17 protein-coding genes are annotated in these 14,414 nt (G+C 67.1%); 6 read left to right on the top strand and 11 right to left on the bottom strand.

What is annotated here, in order from left to right; translation table 11 throughout:
• The first annotated feature begins 4 nt into the window (after positions 1 to 4).
• The gene (gene urtE / locus QTH97_RS15585) at positions 5 to 697 is read left to right on the top strand and encodes an urea ABC transporter ATP-binding subunit UrtE (RefSeq protein ID WP_286569177.1); all 693 of its coding nucleotides are present in this window, start codon (positions 5 to 7) and stop codon (positions 695 to 697) included.
• A 107-nt stretch (positions 698 to 804) separates the two neighbouring features.
• Here the strand turns inward: urtE and QTH97_RS15580 are convergent, their stop codons facing one another.
• Together QTH97_RS15580 and QTH97_RS15575 are read right to left on the bottom strand one after the other, a co-directional pair.
• Positions 805 to 1,485 carry an anti-sigma factor family protein gene (locus QTH97_RS15580; protein WP_286569176.1) on the bottom strand — a complete coding sequence of 227 codons (681 nt, stop codon included), beginning with the start codon at positions 1,483 to 1,485 and terminating at the stop codon, positions 805 to 807.
• Positions 1,472 to 2,047: a sigma-70 family RNA polymerase sigma factor gene (locus tag QTH97_RS15575; protein WP_286569174.1), complete on the bottom strand. Its 576-nt coding sequence runs from the start codon at positions 2,045 to 2,047 to the stop codon at positions 1,472 to 1,474. The genes QTH97_RS15580 and QTH97_RS15575 overlap by 14 nt, the downstream gene beginning before the upstream one ends.
• A gap of 141 nt (positions 2,048 to 2,188) precedes the next feature.
• Between QTH97_RS15575 and QTH97_RS15570 the strand changes: the two genes are divergently transcribed.
• Positions 2,189 to 3,406, top strand: a complete 1,218-nt coding sequence (locus tag QTH97_RS15570) for a YVTN family beta-propeller repeat protein (protein ID WP_286569173.1) — start codon at positions 2,189 to 2,191, stop codon at positions 3,404 to 3,406.
• Positions 3,407 to 3,486: 80 nt separating this feature from the next.
• Positions 3,487 to 4,392 carry a rhodanese-like domain-containing protein gene (locus QTH97_RS15565; RefSeq protein WP_286569172.1) on the top strand — a complete coding sequence of 302 codons (906 nt, stop codon included), beginning with the start codon at positions 3,487 to 3,489 and terminating at the stop codon, positions 4,390 to 4,392.
• Between the two features lie 24 nt (positions 4,393 to 4,416).
• Here QTH97_RS15565 and QTH97_RS15560 read toward each other — a convergent pair whose 3' ends face one another.
• The 9 genes from QTH97_RS15560 to QTH97_RS15520 form a co-directional block, all read right to left on the bottom strand.
• Positions 4,417 to 5,838 carry an MFS transporter gene (locus tag QTH97_RS15560; RefSeq protein WP_286569171.1) on the bottom strand — a complete coding sequence of 474 codons (1,422 nt, stop codon included), beginning with the start codon at positions 5,836 to 5,838 and terminating at the stop codon, positions 4,417 to 4,419.
• A gap of 19 nt (positions 5,839 to 5,857) precedes the next feature.
• Positions 5,858 to 6,688 (bottom strand): urease accessory protein UreD, encoded by an 831-nt coding sequence (locus QTH97_RS15555; protein WP_286569170.1) that lies wholly within the window; start codon positions 6,686 to 6,688, stop codon positions 5,858 to 5,860.
• 55 nt (positions 6,689 to 6,743) lie between these two features.
• A complete protein-coding gene (locus tag QTH97_RS15550; protein WP_286569168.1) occupies positions 6,744 to 7,523 on the bottom strand; it encodes an ABC transporter ATP-binding protein in 780 nt (259 codons plus the stop codon).
• Positions 7,520 to 8,269, bottom strand: a complete 750-nt coding sequence (modA, locus tag QTH97_RS15545) for a molybdate ABC transporter substrate-binding protein (protein ID WP_286569167.1) — start codon at positions 8,267 to 8,269, stop codon at positions 7,520 to 7,522. Before modA ends, QTH97_RS15550 begins: the two co-directional genes overlap by 4 nt.
• Before the next feature lie 25 nt (positions 8,270 to 8,294).
• Complete coding sequence (gene modB / locus QTH97_RS15540; protein ID WP_286569166.1) at positions 8,295 to 8,978, bottom strand: molybdate ABC transporter permease subunit; 684 nt, start codon at positions 8,976 to 8,978, stop codon at positions 8,295 to 8,297.
• 126 nt (positions 8,979 to 9,104) lie between these two features.
• Positions 9,105 to 9,584 carry a tRNA (N6-threonylcarbamoyladenosine(37)-N6)-methyltransferase TrmO gene (tsaA, locus tag QTH97_RS15535; protein WP_286569165.1) on the bottom strand — a complete coding sequence of 160 codons (480 nt, stop codon included), beginning with the start codon at positions 9,582 to 9,584 and terminating at the stop codon, positions 9,105 to 9,107.
• Positions 9,581 to 9,928 carry a winged helix-turn-helix domain-containing protein gene (locus QTH97_RS15530; protein ID WP_286569164.1) on the bottom strand — a complete coding sequence of 116 codons (348 nt, stop codon included), beginning with the start codon at positions 9,926 to 9,928 and terminating at the stop codon, positions 9,581 to 9,583. Before QTH97_RS15530 ends, tsaA begins: the two co-directional genes overlap by 4 nt.
• Positions 9,929 to 9,998: 70 nt before the next feature.
• Positions 9,999 to 10,523 (bottom strand): nucleoside deaminase, encoded by a 525-nt coding sequence (locus QTH97_RS15525; RefSeq protein ID WP_286569163.1) that lies wholly within the window; start codon positions 10,521 to 10,523, stop codon positions 9,999 to 10,001.
• On the bottom strand, positions 10,520 to 11,551 hold the full coding sequence (locus tag QTH97_RS15520) for an ABC transporter substrate-binding protein (RefSeq protein WP_286569161.1): 1,032 nt from the start codon (positions 11,549 to 11,551) through the stop codon (positions 10,520 to 10,522). Before QTH97_RS15520 ends, QTH97_RS15525 begins: the two co-directional genes overlap by 4 nt.
• Positions 11,552 to 11,878: 327 nt before the next feature.
• Between QTH97_RS15520 and QTH97_RS15515 the strand changes: the two genes are divergently transcribed.
• From QTH97_RS15515 to QTH97_RS15505, 3 genes are all read left to right on the top strand, one after another.
• The gene (locus QTH97_RS15515) at positions 11,879 to 12,955 is read left to right on the top strand and encodes an aromatic ring-hydroxylating dioxygenase subunit alpha (RefSeq protein WP_286569160.1); all 1,077 of its coding nucleotides are present in this window, start codon (positions 11,879 to 11,881) and stop codon (positions 12,953 to 12,955) included.
• Between the two features lie 84 nt (positions 12,956 to 13,039).
• Entirely contained in the window at positions 13,040 to 13,648 is a 609-nt protein-coding gene (locus QTH97_RS15510) for a sulfite oxidase-like oxidoreductase (protein WP_286569159.1), read from the top strand.
• Positions 13,645 to 14,391 carry an FAD-binding oxidoreductase gene (locus tag QTH97_RS15505; RefSeq protein ID WP_286569158.1) on the top strand — a complete coding sequence of 249 codons (747 nt, stop codon included), beginning with the start codon at positions 13,645 to 13,647 and terminating at the stop codon, positions 14,389 to 14,391. Before QTH97_RS15510 ends, QTH97_RS15505 begins: the two co-directional genes overlap by 4 nt.
• The last annotated feature ends 23 nt before the right edge of the window (positions 14,392 to 14,414 follow it).

Here is a 14,414-nt window from a genome sequence, read left to right as displayed (position 1 = left end):
TCGCATGCTGAGCGTAAAGAATATCCACCAGTACTACGGCGGTTCCCACATCCTCCGCGACGTGAGCTTCGAGGCGCGGCTGGGCAAGGTCACCGTCCTCCTCGGCCGCAACGGCGTGGGCAAGACCACCCTGCTCAAGTCCCTGATGGGACTGGTCCCGATCAAGAGCGGCAGCATCGAATTCGATGGCGCCCCTGTCCAGAAAAGGACGCCCTACGAACGGGCCCGCGCCGGCATGGGCTTCGTCCCGCAGGGTCGCGAGATTTTCGCGCGCCTTACCGTCGAGGAAAACCTGCGCATGGGCCTCGCCTACAAGTCCGGCAGCACGCCCATCCCGCCGGAGCTTTATGAGCTGTTCCCGGTGCTCAAGCAGATGCTGAACCGGCGCGGCGGCGACCTCTCCGGCGGCCAGCAGCAGCAACTGGCCATCGCGCGCGCATTGGCGCCCAAGCCCAAGCTGCTGATCCTGGACGAGCCGACCGAAGGCATCCAGCCCAGCATCATCAAGGACATCGGCCGCGTGATCCGCATGCTCGCCGACCGCGGCGACATGGCGATCGTGCTGTGCGAGCAGTACTACGACTTCGCGCAGGAACTGGCGGACGACTACCTCGTGATGGAGCGCGGCGAAGTCATCGCGCGCGGGCTCGGCAAGGACATGGAAGCCCAGGGCGTGCGCCAGTTGGTGGCTATCTAGCTCGCCCCCAGGCTTGCCCACTTCGTGTGGCCGCCTACCCCCTGCCGGGGGCAATACCGGCAGCCCGACGGAGCCGGCGCTGCGGTATTTCTGGAGTTGGGGCGGACTTAGGGGGGGGCGGGATCTGAGGCGGCCATTCGCTTACGCGTCAGGGTGGCGAAGGCTTGCAGTTCGGACGCATTCAGGTCCGAAACAGCCCAGGCCTGCATGCCGCCCTGGGTCCAGTGCACGAGGTTGTACCCGCGTCTCGCGAGCAGGCGGGGCGCTGCCGATTTGTCCGCCGATGCCGGCCATACGAACAGGTTGATGACGTGCTGACCTGAGCGATAGACCAGCGCGGCGACCGACCGGCCGCCGATGTAGTCGAGTCGCGCGCCGACGAGCGGCAGGCCCTCCGCCGCGAGGTCGACCACCGGCGGCGAGAAGTCGAGCTTGCCGGCAAACCAGGGCTTGACCGTATGACGGTCGGACGACAGCACGTCGGCAAGGTGCGATCCCATCAAGGACCGCACATGACTGTCTGCGACGGACTCGCTCATGACGTCCTGTGCCGGCATCACCAGCAGACTCAGCGCAATGCTCCAGGCGGTGGCGGCACCCGCACCAAACAGTGCGATCGCCTGAAGCCAGCGCCACGCGGGCGGGCGATGCGGCGGACGGACAGGTTCCCCCACGCCCGCCTTGCGCAAGTCGGCGAGGATGCGCTCGGCCAGGGCAGGGGGCGGCGCATGCCGGGTCGCTTCGCGCCGGATCAGGCGCCCGAGTCGGTCGTCGTCAGGTGCTTGCATCACGCTTTCCTCCAACCTGCGCGCGCGGCGCTTCCGCATGCAGTGCGGCACGCAACAGGGCCCGGGCGCGCGACAGGCGCGACATCACCGTGCCGATGGGAATGCCCGCGATACGCGCGATGTCCTCGTACGACAGGTCCTCCAGCTCCCGCAGCACGATCACTTCACGAAAAGCCGGTGCCAACGATTCGATCGCCGCATCGACGCGCTGGCCGCGCGCACGTTGTTCCCAAAGTGCGGCCGGGTCGCCGCCGCCTGGCGGGTTCGATCCGATGCCGGGCTCGTCGATCCCGCTGTCGCGCAGCTCGTCGAATTCCACCTGGTCCGCCAGATGGCGATGCTGGCGCATCCAGTCGTAGCAGGCGTTGCGCACGATGCCCAGCAGCCAGGGCCTCGCGTCCTCGCCGCGCAGGTCGTCAAAGAAGCGAAAGGCGCGCAGACAGGCCTCCTGCACCGCGTCCTCGGCCTGCCGGTCGTCGCGCAGCAGCCAGCGCGCGAGGTTGTACGCGGCGGGCAGGTGCGGCAAGGCGGCAGCCTCGAATCGACGGGTGCGGTCGTTCAACGGATTCCTTCCCCTGCATGACGGGCGGGCGACGCGCTTTATTCCGCCATTCGCTTCGCTCGATCGGGAATAGCCGGCAGGCCCGGTCCGTCATGCGTCATGGCGATTCTGTTCCTTCTCCACCCACTCGGGAGTGCGCTCATGAAGCTTCATTCGATTCTTGCGCCTGCGATCGCGGCGCTGTTTCTCGCCACGCCGGCCTGGGCCGCGGGGCCGAAGGCCTACGTCGGGAACTTCAAGGACAACACGGTCAGCGTGATCGACACCGCCGCCTCGCGCGTGATCGCCACGGTGCCCGTGGCCGCGGGGCCCGACGGCATCGCCGTCGCGCGTGACGACACCCAGGTCTTCGTGAGCGGGTCGAGCGCATCGAGCCTCAGCGTCATCGACACGGCCAGCGATCAGGTGTCCTCCACGGTCGAGGTCGGCAGGGGGCCACAGGGCCTTGCGACCACGCCCGACGGCCGCTGGCTGCTGGTGGCCGTCAACGGGGATGACCGCGTGGCCTTCGTCGACACGGCCACCCGTGCGGTGAGTGCAACGGTGCCGGTCCCCAAGCCGCACACCATCGCGATCCGGCCCGACGGCAAGCAGGCCTACGTCTCCTCGCAGGCGCCGGGGAATTTCGCGCTGGTGGTGATCGACCTCCCGACGCGGGCGGTTACGGCCAGCGTGCCGGTCGAGAAGACGCCGCGCGACCTCGAGTTCGGCCCTGACGGCAAGGTGCTCTACGTGACCCTGGCCGGCGTGAGCGCGGTGCAGGTGTTCGACCCCGCCACGAATCGCATGGTCGCGCAGATTCCCACCGGCGTTTCTCCGCATGTCGCCCACCACTTCGCCGGCACGACGGCGGGCGTGGTCGTGGTGCAGGGGCCCGGCGAACTCATGCTCTTCGATCCGGCGACGCGCGTTGCGTCCGGCCGTATCGCGGTGGGCAAGCAGCCGCATTGGGTCGATGTCCTGCCTGACCACAAGAAAGTGCTGGTGACCAACGAGGGATCGAATGACGTCAGCGTGGTCGACCTCGCGGGTGCCACGGTCAGCACCATTCCCGTCGGCAATGCGCCGCGCAAGGTGGCGGCCCAGCACCGCGCAGGGACGGGGGCCACGGCGAAGGTTTCCATCGACAACTTCGCTTTCGCCCCGGAGCAACTCGCCATCGCCGCAGGGCAGAGCGTGACGTGGACCAACAACGACGGCGCGCCGCACGGCATTGCCTTTGCGGATGGCGCTCGTGGCATGGACCTGATGCTGCCGGGCCAGGGCTTCAGCCGCACTTTCGCGAAGCCTGGCGTGTACGAGTACGTCTGCTCGGTGCATCCGTACATGACGGCGCGGGTGGCGGTCGACGCACACTGAGGTTGGGCTGCACTGCCGTGTGGCTGGCGCTACGCTCGGGGTTTTCACCGCCCGAGGGATCCCATGCGCCCGCTCTCGACATGTCGCCGTCCATTGCCGACCGGGAGCATCGCGTGCAAGAGCTGATGGCTCTCGTGGTCGTCCACGCCATTCCGGTGGTTTTCCTGGCCACGTTCGCGGCGCGCGTCGGGCTGCCTGTGCCGGCGTCCGCAGTGCTTGCGAACGTGCTGGGCGACGGCATCTGGTTCTACGCCGGGCGCGCCCATGGCTACCGTTTCATGAGGCTGCTGTGCAGGATCTCGATCTCTCCGGATTCGTGTGTGCGCCGCAGCGAGACGCTGATCGGCCGCTGGGGCGGCATGTCGCTCGTGGCAGCCAAGTTCGTGCCGGGCGTGTCGGTGGTGGCGCCGCCGATGGCCGGCGCGCTCGGCATGTCGTCGTTGCGCTTCCTGGTTTTCGAGGTGGCGGGCGCGTTGTTGTGGGTTGCGGTGTTCCTGGGGCTGGGCTGGCTGTTCCGCGATGAGATCCAGGCCGTGCTGGATGTGCTGGCGGACGCAGGCAGTGTGGCGACCGTCGCGCTGGTGGTGGTGCTGGCTGCGATGCTGATCGTGCGCTACCGGCGGCGGCGGGCCTTCCTGCGGCTGACCGGCATGCCCCGCGTCACGGTCGGTGAACTCCAGACCTTGATGACCGGCGAAGCCCCGCCCATCGTCATCGACGTGCGGGGTGATGCGGGCGTGCAGGTTGATCCGCGGCGCATCCCGGGCGCATTGCCGGTGTCGCTCAAGGATATCCAGCAGCGGCGGTCCCTGTTGCCCTTCGACGGCGAGGATCGCGAAATCATCCTGTACTGCAGTTGCCCCAACGAAGTATCGGCCGCGCTGGCTGCGCAGGCGCTCGCGGCGCGGGGGATGAAGCGCGCGCGTCCGCTGTTGGGCGGGCTCGAGGCATGGGTCGCTGCGGGGCACCCGACCACGGAGCATTGACTGCGTTCGGCGGGCGGTGCGCTTTCAGGTATCCGATCCGAGCGGCGGCGCCACTTCCTCCAGCGGCTTGCGCTCGGCGTTCACTGCATAGCGCAGCGCGAGCAAGCCCGCGACGATGACCAGCGCCGCGCCGATCGCGTAGCCCACGGCCACCGCGCCGCGGCTGCCAGTCTCGATCAGCGCGCCGAACAGCACCGGTGCCACGAAGCCGCCGGCGCCCGTGCCTACCGCATAGAAGATCGAAATCGCAATGGCGCGCATCTCGAGCGGGAACACTTCGCTCACCGTGAGATAGGCCGAGCTCGCCGCCGCCGATGCAAGGAAGAACACCGCCGACCAGCACAATGCCTGGCTGCGCGCATCGAGCCAACCCTGCATGAAGGCCCATCCGGTCAATGCAAGGCCAACGCCCGACAGCACGTAGGTCAGCGCGATCATCCGGCGCCGGCCCACCCGGTCGAACAAGGGACCCAGCAGCAATGGGCCCAGCACATTGCCGAGAGCGAACGGAAAGATGTAGAGAGCTACCTTGCCCTCGGGCACGCCGTGGAAACGTGTCAGCACCAACGCATAGGTGAAGAAGATTGCGTTGTAGAAGAAGGCCTGCGAGATCATCAACGCCAGCGCGACCATGCTGCGCTGCGGGTAGCGCCGCAAGAGGACCTGCGCCACTTCGCGCCAGCCGGGGCTGGCGCGACTGCCGAATGTCACATGACCGATGGCGTTGGGCAGTGCGCCGTGCTGCGCAACCACTTCCGCTTCGATGCGCTGCACGATGCGCTCGGCTTCGTCGGCCCGGCCATGCGCGATCAGCCAGCGCGGGCTTTCGGGCACATCGCGCCGCACGAGCAGGATCGCCACCGCCAGCATCGCGCCGAGCGCGAATCCCACGCGCCAACCCAGGACGGGCCCCAGCACGCGCGGGTCCAGCAGCCAGAGACTCAGCCCGGCACCCAGTGCGGCGCCGATCCAGAAGCTGCCGTTGATGGCGAGGTTCACGCGCCCGCGCACCCGTGCCGGAATCAACTCGTCAATGGCCGAGTTGATGGCGGCGTATTCACCGCCGATGCCCAGCCCGGTCGCGAAGCGGCACAGCGCAAAGAAGGCGAAGTTGGGCGAGAAGGCCGTGGCCAGTGTCGCCAGCGCATAGACCGCCAGCGTGATGAGAAAGAGCTTCTTGCGGCCCAGCCGGTCGGCAAGCCGGCCGAACACCAGTGCGCCGATCACCGCCCCGCCGATGTAGAGCGAGCCCGACCAGCCGATCTGCGCGGCATTCAGGCCCAGCGTGTCCGGCCGCTCCAGCACGCCGCCGATCGATCCGACCAGCGTCACCTCCAGGCCGTCGAGCACCCAGGCCACGCCGAGTGCGATCACCACGCGCCAGTGCCAGCGCGACCACGGCAGGCGGTCCAGGCGGGCCGGGATGTCGCTGCGCGCGGGGCTCATGGCTTGGTCGTCCCGATAGCTACATCGACCAGATCCGCGGCGCCTGGGCGGGCAGCTTCCACAGTTCGGAGCGCCACGCCATCCACACCTGGCGCAGCAGGTGCATGGCGGGCTCGACCACGGGCGCCAGCGCGCGCACCACGATGATTTCCGCGTGCGGGCTGGTCGCGCCAGCGCTCTCGTGCAGCGCATGGGCGTCGATCAGCGAACGCGCCATGTCGAGTGCGGCATCGCGACGTGCCCGGTCGAGCGGCGAGCCGGCCACGAGGAAGATCGACGCGATGCAGCGGTGGCCTGCGAAACCGACCGGGCTCTGCAGCAGCCGGTGATCGGCGGCATCGATGCGCCCGCGCTCCAGCCACACGCCCGGTACCTCGATGTGCTGCTGCAGGGTGCCGAGCTCGAAGGGCTTGCCGGCATGGGGCAGGCCGAGGGCGGTCACGTCCCAGGCGATCAGCTCCGCGCCTTCGGCGACGCGCAGGGTCAGCCGGTTTTCAGCGCGGCAGCCGCTGTAGCAGATTGCCTCGAGCGGCAGCCATTCGAGACGTGCGCCGGTGTCGACGGTCAGTTCGGTGCGTTGCAGCGCCAGCTCGCCGTCGGAGCGATAGAAGCGGCTGGCACCCGGCGTGGTGATCAGGCCGTGGCTGCCGGCCTTCGCGTGCACGCGGATGTCCAGCGTGTCGCCGCCGACCAGGCCGCCCGGTGGATGCACCAGCACGTTGTGGCACACCGCGTCGCCTTCAGGGTAGAGGCTTTGCAGGATGCGCAGCGGGCCGTCGTGGCGAAAGCGTGCAACGCTGCGTTGTTGTTCCAGTTGGTAGTCGAGGTCGAGTTGCGCGTGCCATGGCATGGCTGAAGTGTAGGCACTCGGACTGCATACACAGACCAGGCGCCCCGGCGCATCCTCATTCGCCCTTCAGGAGGCGACGCAGCTTTCCTCGCAGCGGCGTCTCTTCCCGGAGGGAGGAGACCCCCAGCCTTTGCGCCGCGAGGTCACGACTGATGCCATCGCGCAGGTTGACTTCACGCACGACCTGGCCGGCCTGGTAGACGAACGCGACGTCGGCCAGTTCGAGCACGTCGTCGATGTCGTGCGTGATCATCAGCACGGGAATACCCCACTCGCGGCGCATCTTCGCCAGATCCTCGCGAACGGCGCTCCGCAGCATCGGATTGAGCGCAGCGAAGGGCTCGTCCAGCAGCAGCACCTGCGGGCGGCAGGCGAGCGCACGAGCCAGCGCGACGCGCTGCTGCTGGCCGCCGGAGAGAGTTCGTGGCCGGCTTTGGGCCATGGCAGTGAGGTCGAAGCCATGGAGCAATGCATCGACCCGATCGCTGTCCTCCCTGGACAGGTGCCGATGGCGCCACGAGGTCAGCCCGAATGCGACGTTGTCGCGCACCGAAAGATGCGGAAACAGCGCGTAGTTCTGGAACAGGTAGCCGATCCGGCGCTCGGGCGCCGGCACGTCGATGCGCCGGGCGGAGTCGAACAACGTGCGTCCGTCGAGCCGCACATGCCCTCGCGAGGGATGGAGGAGGCCGGCGATGGCCTGGAAAGTCAGCGATTTGCCGGCACCGGAGGGGCCGTAGAGTGCCGCAAAGGGAACATCGGTCGCGAATTGCGCCGCGAGGTCGAAGCGCCGTGCGCCGTCGGTGACCGTCAGTTGAAGGTCGACATCGATCACGGTTTGCCGAAGCCGAAACGCGCCAAGGTCTGCTGCGCCGCATCGGTCGACAGGAAAGCGACGAAGTCACGGGCCAGCGCCTTTTCCTTGCTGTCGGCGACGACCGCGATCGGATAAGTCACGGGCGTGTGGCCCGACGGCGTGAGCACGACTTTCACCTTGTCTCCCATGATGGCTGCGTCCGTACGGTACACGAATCCGGCCTCGGCCTCGCCGCGGCCGACGTAGTCGAGCACCTGGCGCACGCTGTCGGCCTGGACGAACTTGGGCTCAAGCGCGGTCCAGAGATTGGCGCCGTCCAGCACTTCCTTGGTGTAGCGGCCCACCGGCACCGTGGCGGTCTTGCCGATCGCGATCTTCTTGACGGAAGGGCCTGTCAGGTCCTGCAGCGCCTTCAGGCCGGGGCCATCCTTGGCGGGCTCGATCAGCACGAGGCTGTTGGTCACGAAGTCCTTGCGCGTGGCGGGGTCGATCAGCTTCTGTTCGGCGGCGCGGTTCATGGTTTCCTGGTCGGCGCTGGCGAAGACATCCACTGGCGCACCCTGGCTGATCTGCTGGAGCAGCACACCCGAGGCGGCGAAGTTGAACCGCACCGTCGCGCCGGGCTTGCCTGCCTCGAACTTCGCGCCGAGTTCCTTGAACGCATCCGTCAGGCTCGCAGCGGCCGAGATGGTGATCTGCTGCGCGGCAGCACTCAAGGGCATGGCCAGGGCGAGGACGATGGAGGCAAGACGGGACATGCGCATGCTGTGTCTCCTTGAAATCAGTGAATCAGCGAAGGGAGAAGAACCGGTTCGACAGAACCAGCACGGTGATGGACAGCAGGGAGGTCACGATCACCAGCACCAGCGCCAGGTCGTCGTTGCCGGCCTGCGCGGCGTCGTAGATCGCCATCGACAGCGTCTGGGTCTGCTTCGGGATCGAGCCCGCCACCATGAGCGAAGCGCCGAACTCCCCCATGGCGCGCGCGAAGGCGAGCAGCGTGCCGGCCAGGATGCCCGGCCAGGCCAGCGGCAGGGTCACGCGCAGGAAGATGGAGAAGGGCGACTGGCGCAAGGTGCTGGCCGCTGCTTCGAGCGATCGGTCGACCCCTTCGAAGGCGGCACTCGCGGACTTCAGCACCAGCGGCAGCGCCACCACGGCCGAGGCCACCACCGCGCCGTGCCAGCTGAAGATGATGGTGTAGTCGAAGTGTTCGCGCAGCCAGCCGCCCAGCGGGCTGCGCCGGCCCGCGGCCACGAGGATCGCGTAGCCGATGACTGTCGGCGGCAGCACCAGCGGCAGCATGAACAGCGATTCGAGAACCCCCGAACCGGGAAACTGCTTGCGGGCGAACAACCAGCCCAGCGCCACGCCGGCCACCAGCGCCAGCACGGTGGCGAAGGCGGCGACCTTGATCGACAGGAACAGGGGTGACCAGTCCATCGAGGCGAGGAGTGACGTCGTTGTGTTCATGGGGGAATGACGCCATTGTTACACATGGCCGCGATTTGGCTTGGCAGGATCAGCCTGAAAGCCTGGACCTCTCCATATCCTTGCGGATACAGCGTCAACCAGCGTGCGCCGCCTGGGCGGGCGCCATCACTCCATCCGATCGTCCGACCGAACCTGGGGCAATTGATCGAGCCGGGATGCGAACCAGCCGACGCGCCCGGTGCTGCGCACGTCGAACCGCGGCAAGTAGGGCTTGATGTCCAGGATCGGCGTCTGGTCGAGCATGTCGTTGCCGGTGAAATGCAGCATGAGACCGTCGACGGATTGCAGCCGAACGATCGACATTCCGATCCGGTTGGGTCGCGCCGGCGCGCGCGTGGCGAAGACGCCATGGGATTCGGTGTCGAGGAAGGGCACGACCTCCAGCAGTTCGTTCGTGCAACGGTGCATGTGGGTCAGCAGGATGAGGTACTCGAAGCCTTCGATGTCCCGGAGCCCGGCCGCGAATTCCGGAAAGACCTCGACCCTGCCGGGCTCGTCGGGGGCACCGGCCGTCTGGATCGGCATCCCGGTGGATTCGGTGAATCGGCTATGGACGACGCCGATGGGACTGCAGTGGATGGTCATTGCGCCAGGAGCCGGGTCAATGCCGTGATGTCCGCCGCCGTGGCGACTCTCGCGGTGCTCTCGATCGCACGGTAGTGCTTGACGATCTGCTCGCCGACGGCCGTCAGCGCGGTGCCCCCGCCATGCGAGCCGCCGGCGGCCGTGCTCACGGCAGGCGAGCTGAGCGCCTTGTTCATCTCGTCGATCAGCATCCAGGCGCGCCGGTACGACATGCCGAGCTGGCGGCCGGCGGCCGAGATCGAGCCGGTCTCGGCGATGGCCTCGAGCAGCGCGATCTTCCCGGGGCCGATGGCGATGCTGTCGTCCCGGTAGATGCGCAGGCGGAATTGCACTTTGGATTTCATGCCGAGCGGGTATCAGATGTTCAACGCAGCAGGTTAAACGATCCCGTTCGGGAGTCGCCGTGCAGCGGCCTCAGGTCTTCCACGCCCCCACATGCGCCGCACTGGCCTCGTCGATCAGCGCTGGCCCGATGCATTCGATCGGATGCGGGGACGAGCGGAACACGTCGCGGCACGACAGCTCGGCGTCGCGTTGGTCGCCGCGCTCGCCCCGAAACAGGCGCAGCCGCTCGGCGTCGATGCCGAACACCACGCGGCCGATGCCCGACCAGAAGATCGCGCCCGCGCACATCACGCAGGGCTCGCCCGACGAATAGATCGTCGCGCTGGCCAGTTCGTCGCGGGACAGCTTGCGATCGGCCAGCATGCGCACCGCATTGGTCTCGGCATGGCCTGTGACGTCGCCCGTCTCCGCCGTGTTGCAGTAGGCCTCCGCCAGCACTTCGCCGACGGCCGACACCACCACCGCGCCGAAAGGGCGGTTGCCGCGCCGGCGCCCCGCGTGCGACCAAACGATCGCCTTGCGGAGATAACGGCCGTCGCGTTCGTCGAGCTGGGTTTCCGGGGGAAAGGCGTCTGCAGGAGGATTGGAGCTCATGCCTTGATGCTACGTTCACTGCGCGCGGGCAGCATCGAGCTGTTGAATATCGCGTCTGCAGAGGGCTTGGTCTTGAGGCTGAAGACCTCGGCCACCTCGTCGACCTGTTGCTCCAGCGTGAGCTTCCTGATGTCGCCCAGGCCGTGCGCGCGCGTGTCGGCGGCGCCGACGTACTGCGCGGTGATGTTCCAGCGGTCCAACTCCACCTTGGGGTCCAGGATGGGTTCGCGTTGACGCATTGCGGCGATGCTGGGTGCAGGGTTCGCAAAGGTCTCGACGATGGCTCGGTTGGTCGCGCGCAGGAAGGCGGCCACCGCCTTCGGGTTCTGTGCGATCAGGTTGCTGCTCGCAAGGATCGCGTTGCCATACAGATTCACGCCGGCATCCGAATACTTGAGCACCGCAAGCTCGTCGCTCTTCATGCGCGCGAAGAGCGACACGGCCGAGTCGTGGAAGTAGGTGGCGGCATCGACGTCGCCGCGCACCATCACGTTGTCGCGAGCGCTGAAATCGGTGGTCTGCCACTGGAATGCGTCGGGCTTCATGCCTTGCTTGCGCGCCACCATGGGCCAGGCGCGCCGCGTCGACTCCACCGCTGCGGCGGCGACCTTCTTGCCCTGCAGGCTCTTGAATTCACCGGTGACGCCGCGGTCCTTGCGGCCGATGATCACGAACGGTGCGCGGTTGTAGTACTGGTAGACCGCCTGCACCACCGGCGTGCCCGGATTCTGGGCGTTGAACTCGATGAGCGAGCTGATGTCGCCCAGGCCCAGTTGGTACACGCCGCTCGCAATGCGCGTGATCGAGGCGACCGAACCCGCCCCTGTGTCGATCGTGACTTCCAGACCCTCGTCCTTGTAATAGCCCTTGCTCTCCGCGAGGAAGAAGGGCGCTGTCTGTCCGTTGATGCGGAAGTCGAGCGTGAATTTGATGGGCGTCAGCTTGGCTGCGCCCTGTGCGAAGACGCTGGGAGCGGCAAGGGCGGCGGCGCTGGCTGCGCCGGAGGCGAGGAAGGTACGGCGTTGCATGGGAAGTCATCTCCGGAAAATCGTGGAACTTGAACGCCCCGCCGCTTCGGCGGGCACTTCAAGAGCAATTTCCGGGCGGCGCACTCATGCGGTGCGTGCGCTGCTGAACGCTTCTACTCTTGGGCTCCTTCATGCACGACGCATGCCAAGGTGAATTGCTCGGGATGTGGCCGCGCTTCTTGCCTTGCGCACCGGCATCGCGGGACAATCCAGGCGCGCAACTTGCATCAACGCTGGCGCAGAGTAGAAGCGTTCAGCCGGACACACCACCGGCGGGAAATTGCTCTTTCATGGTCGTCCCCACGCACACCCGAAGGAGTCTTTTTCATGCTCGTCACGCAACAACCCGTCTTCCGCAAGTTCTGGCATGCCGTCATGCCTCTTGCCGATCTGCAGCAGGGCCCCAAGCCATTCACGCTGCTCGGCGAGAACATCGTTCTCTTCCTGGATGCCGAAGGCCAGCCCGCCGCGCTGCGAGACCGCTGCTGCCACCGCACCGCCCGGCTCTCGAAGGGCTGGTGCGTCGATGGGGAGGGAAAGACCTGCGGGCAAGGCGCGATCCAGTGCGGCTATCACGGCTGGACCTACGATCGCAGCGGGCAGGTGATCCGCATTCCTCAGTACGAGCCCGATCGCAAGATCTCGCCCGACTACAAGACCACGGCCTACCACTGCACCGCGCGCTACGGCTATGCATGGGTAGCGTTGGAGGAGCCCGTCGCCGAGATCCCCGAGATTCCCGAGTTCGCCGATCCGGCCTACCGCACCATCCACCAGTTCTACGAAGAATGGCAGACCAGCCCGATGCGCGCGCTGGAGAATTCCTTCGACAACTCGCACTTCAGCTTCGTGCACCGCGCGACCTTCGGCGTGGCGGCGAGCCCCAAGCCGAGCAAGTACGAACTGGTGGAAAACGAGAGCGGCTTCCATGCCGAGACGGTGATCGAAGCGGTCAACCCGGCCAAGTTCCATGCGATCAGCGGCGTGACCGATCCGATCACCACGCGCCACATGCGCAACGCCTACTTCCTGCCTTTCTCGCGCCGGCTCGACATCGAATACCCCTCGGGCATCCGCCACATCATCATCAACTGCTTCACGCCCATCGACGACGGTCGCATGCAGCTTTGCCAATGGCTGTTCCGCAACGACACCGAGACCGACTGCGCGGCGCAGATGCTGATCGACTTCGACGAGGAGATCACCCGCGAGGACAAGGACATCCTCGAATCGACCGACCCTGATGCGCTGGTCGACACGCGTCGGCGAGGCGTCGAGTATTCGATGGAATCCGACCGGCCCGGCATGCTGATCCGCAAGCACCTGATGCAGCTGCTGGCGAAGCACGGCGAGGCCGAGGTGCACCGTGGCATGCGCGTCGTGCCGCTGGCGCAGGCAGCCTGAAGAGGTAGCGGGAGTCCGGCCCCCCGACGCTGCCGGGCTTGGGCGGCCGGCGCTACCATCGAGCGCAATCATCAGGAGTGCCCGATGGCAACGCGTGGATTCACAGGACGTCGACCGACGGCAGCCTTTGCGCGCCGCCTGCCGCCCGGCCAGTTCGAGACCGACGACTTTCCGGTGCTGGCCAAGGGCCCGACCCCGCGAGTCGGTCTCTCGTCCTGGCGCTTCACCTTGAGCGATGGGCCGCGCCCCCTGGCGACTTGGAACTGGGCGGAGTTCTCGGCGCTGCCTCGCACCGTCTGGCAGGGCGACATTCATTGCGTCACCAAGTGGTCCAGGTTCGACACCACGTGGGAAGGCGTGAGCATCGACGACCTGCTCGCCGCAGCGGGCGTCGCGCCGCCGACGGCCTACCTGCTGGCGCTCTCGCACGACGACTACGACACCAATGTGCCGGCGGCCGATCTCCTGGACGGCCGCGCGATGGTCGCGACCCACTTCGACGGCCAGCCGCTGGACGCGGAGCATGGCGGTCCGGCGCGACTGCTGGTGCCGCACCTCTACTTCTGGAAGAGCGCCAAGTGGATCAAGGGCCTGCGTTTCACACAGCGGGACGAGGCGGGCTTCTGGGAACTGCGCGGCTATCACATGCGTGGCGACCCCTGGCGGCAGCAGCGCTATTCGGACGACCCATGACCGTCGGCGAAGCCATGCCATCTCGCTGGCATGAGGCAGAGATCGAGAGGGTGGTGCGCGCAACGCCGCGCACCGTCAGCGTCTTCCTGAAAGCGCCGGTCGCGCGGCATGTCGCGGGCCAGCATCTCGACGTCCGGCTGACCGCGCCCGATGGCTACGAGGCACAGCGCAGCTATTCCATCGCGTCGGCGCCGGGCGAGGCGAGCATCGAACTCCTCATCGAGAAGCTCGACGATGGCGAGGTCTCGCCCTATTTCCACGAAGTGGCGCGCGCTGGCGACACCATCGACGTCCGAGGACCGCTCGGCGGGCATTTCATCTGGCGCGCGATGGACGGCGGACCTGTGTTGCTGATGGCCGGCGGCTCCGGCATCGCTCCGCTGATGGCGATCGTGCGCGACGGGGTGCGCGAGCGGACCAAGGTGCCGCTGCTTCTGGTCTATTCGGCGCGCACCTGGGAAGAACTGGCGTTTCGCGACGAGCTGATCGATCTCGAAGCACGCCACGCGGACTTCCGCTTCATTGCCACGACCACGCGCGGCCCGGAGCGCCGCGTGGGCGACTTGCATCGAAGGCTGGACGCCGCATCCATCCGCGAGATCCTCGCCGGCTGGCGACAGACGCCGCGGCACGTGTTTGTCTGTGGCGCCAACCGCTTCGTGGAGGCGGTGAGCACGGGGCTGCTCGCTGCATCATTGCCCGCGGGCATCATCCGCACCGAGCGCTACGGCGGCGTTGCCTGACCCCAACCTATTTCAAAGGAGAC

It is taken from the genome of Variovorax gracilis (genome assembly GCF_030317115.1).
Classification (GTDB): Bacteria; Pseudomonadota; Gammaproteobacteria; order Burkholderiales; family Burkholderiaceae_C; genus Variovorax; species Variovorax gracilis.
The sequence above is the reverse complement of the archived record's forward strand: the minus strand, read 5'-3'. Positions and strand labels throughout refer to the sequence as shown.

Bases quoted from the DNA above. Each gene is read 5' to 3' on its own strand.
- QTH97_RS15570 (WP_286569173.1), top strand. From the start codon at position 2,189: ATGAAGCTTCATTCGATTCTTGCGCCTGCGATCGCGGCGCTGTTTCTC.
- QTH97_RS15510 (WP_286569159.1), top strand. From the start codon at position 13,040: ATGGCAACGCGTGGATTCACAGGACGTCGACCGACGGCAGCCTTTGCG.
- modA (WP_286569167.1), bottom strand. From the start codon at position 8,269: ATGCGCATGTCCCGTCTTGCCTCCATCGTCCTCGCCCTGGCCATGCCC.
- urtE (WP_286569177.1), top strand. From the start codon at position 5: ATGCTGAGCGTAAAGAATATCCACCAGTACTACGGCGGTTCCCACATC.
- QTH97_RS15520 (WP_286569161.1), bottom strand. From the start codon at position 11,551: ATGCAACGCCGTACCTTCCTCGCCTCCGGCGCAGCCAGCGCCGCCGCC.
- QTH97_RS15525 (WP_286569163.1), bottom strand. From the start codon at position 10,523: ATGAGCTCCAATCCTCCTGCAGACGCCTTTCCCCCGGAAACCCAGCTC.
- tsaA (WP_286569165.1), bottom strand. From the start codon at position 9,584: ATGACCATCCACTGCAGTCCCATCGGCGTCGTCCATAGCCGATTCACC.
- QTH97_RS15580 (WP_286569176.1), bottom strand. From the start codon at position 1,485: ATGCAAGCACCTGACGACGACCGACTCGGGCGCCTGATCCGGCGCGAA.
- modB (WP_286569166.1), bottom strand. From the start codon at position 8,978: ATGAACACAACGACGTCACTCCTCGCCTCGATGGACTGGTCACCCCTG.
- QTH97_RS15505 (WP_286569158.1), top strand. From the start codon at position 13,645: ATGACCGTCGGCGAAGCCATGCCATCTCGCTGGCATGAGGCAGAGATC.
- QTH97_RS15530 (WP_286569164.1), bottom strand. From the start codon at position 9,928: ATGAAATCCAAAGTGCAATTCCGCCTGCGCATCTACCGGGACGACAGC.
- QTH97_RS15565 (WP_286569172.1), top strand. From the start codon at position 3,487: ATGTCGCCGTCCATTGCCGACCGGGAGCATCGCGTGCAAGAGCTGATG.
- QTH97_RS15515 (WP_286569160.1), top strand. From the start codon at position 11,879: ATGCTCGTCACGCAACAACCCGTCTTCCGCAAGTTCTGGCATGCCGTC.
- QTH97_RS15555 (WP_286569170.1), bottom strand. From the start codon at position 6,688: ATGCCATGGCACGCGCAACTCGACCTCGACTACCAACTGGAACAACAA.
- QTH97_RS15560 (WP_286569171.1), bottom strand. From the start codon at position 5,838: ATGAGCCCCGCGCGCAGCGACATCCCGGCCCGCCTGGACCGCCTGCCG.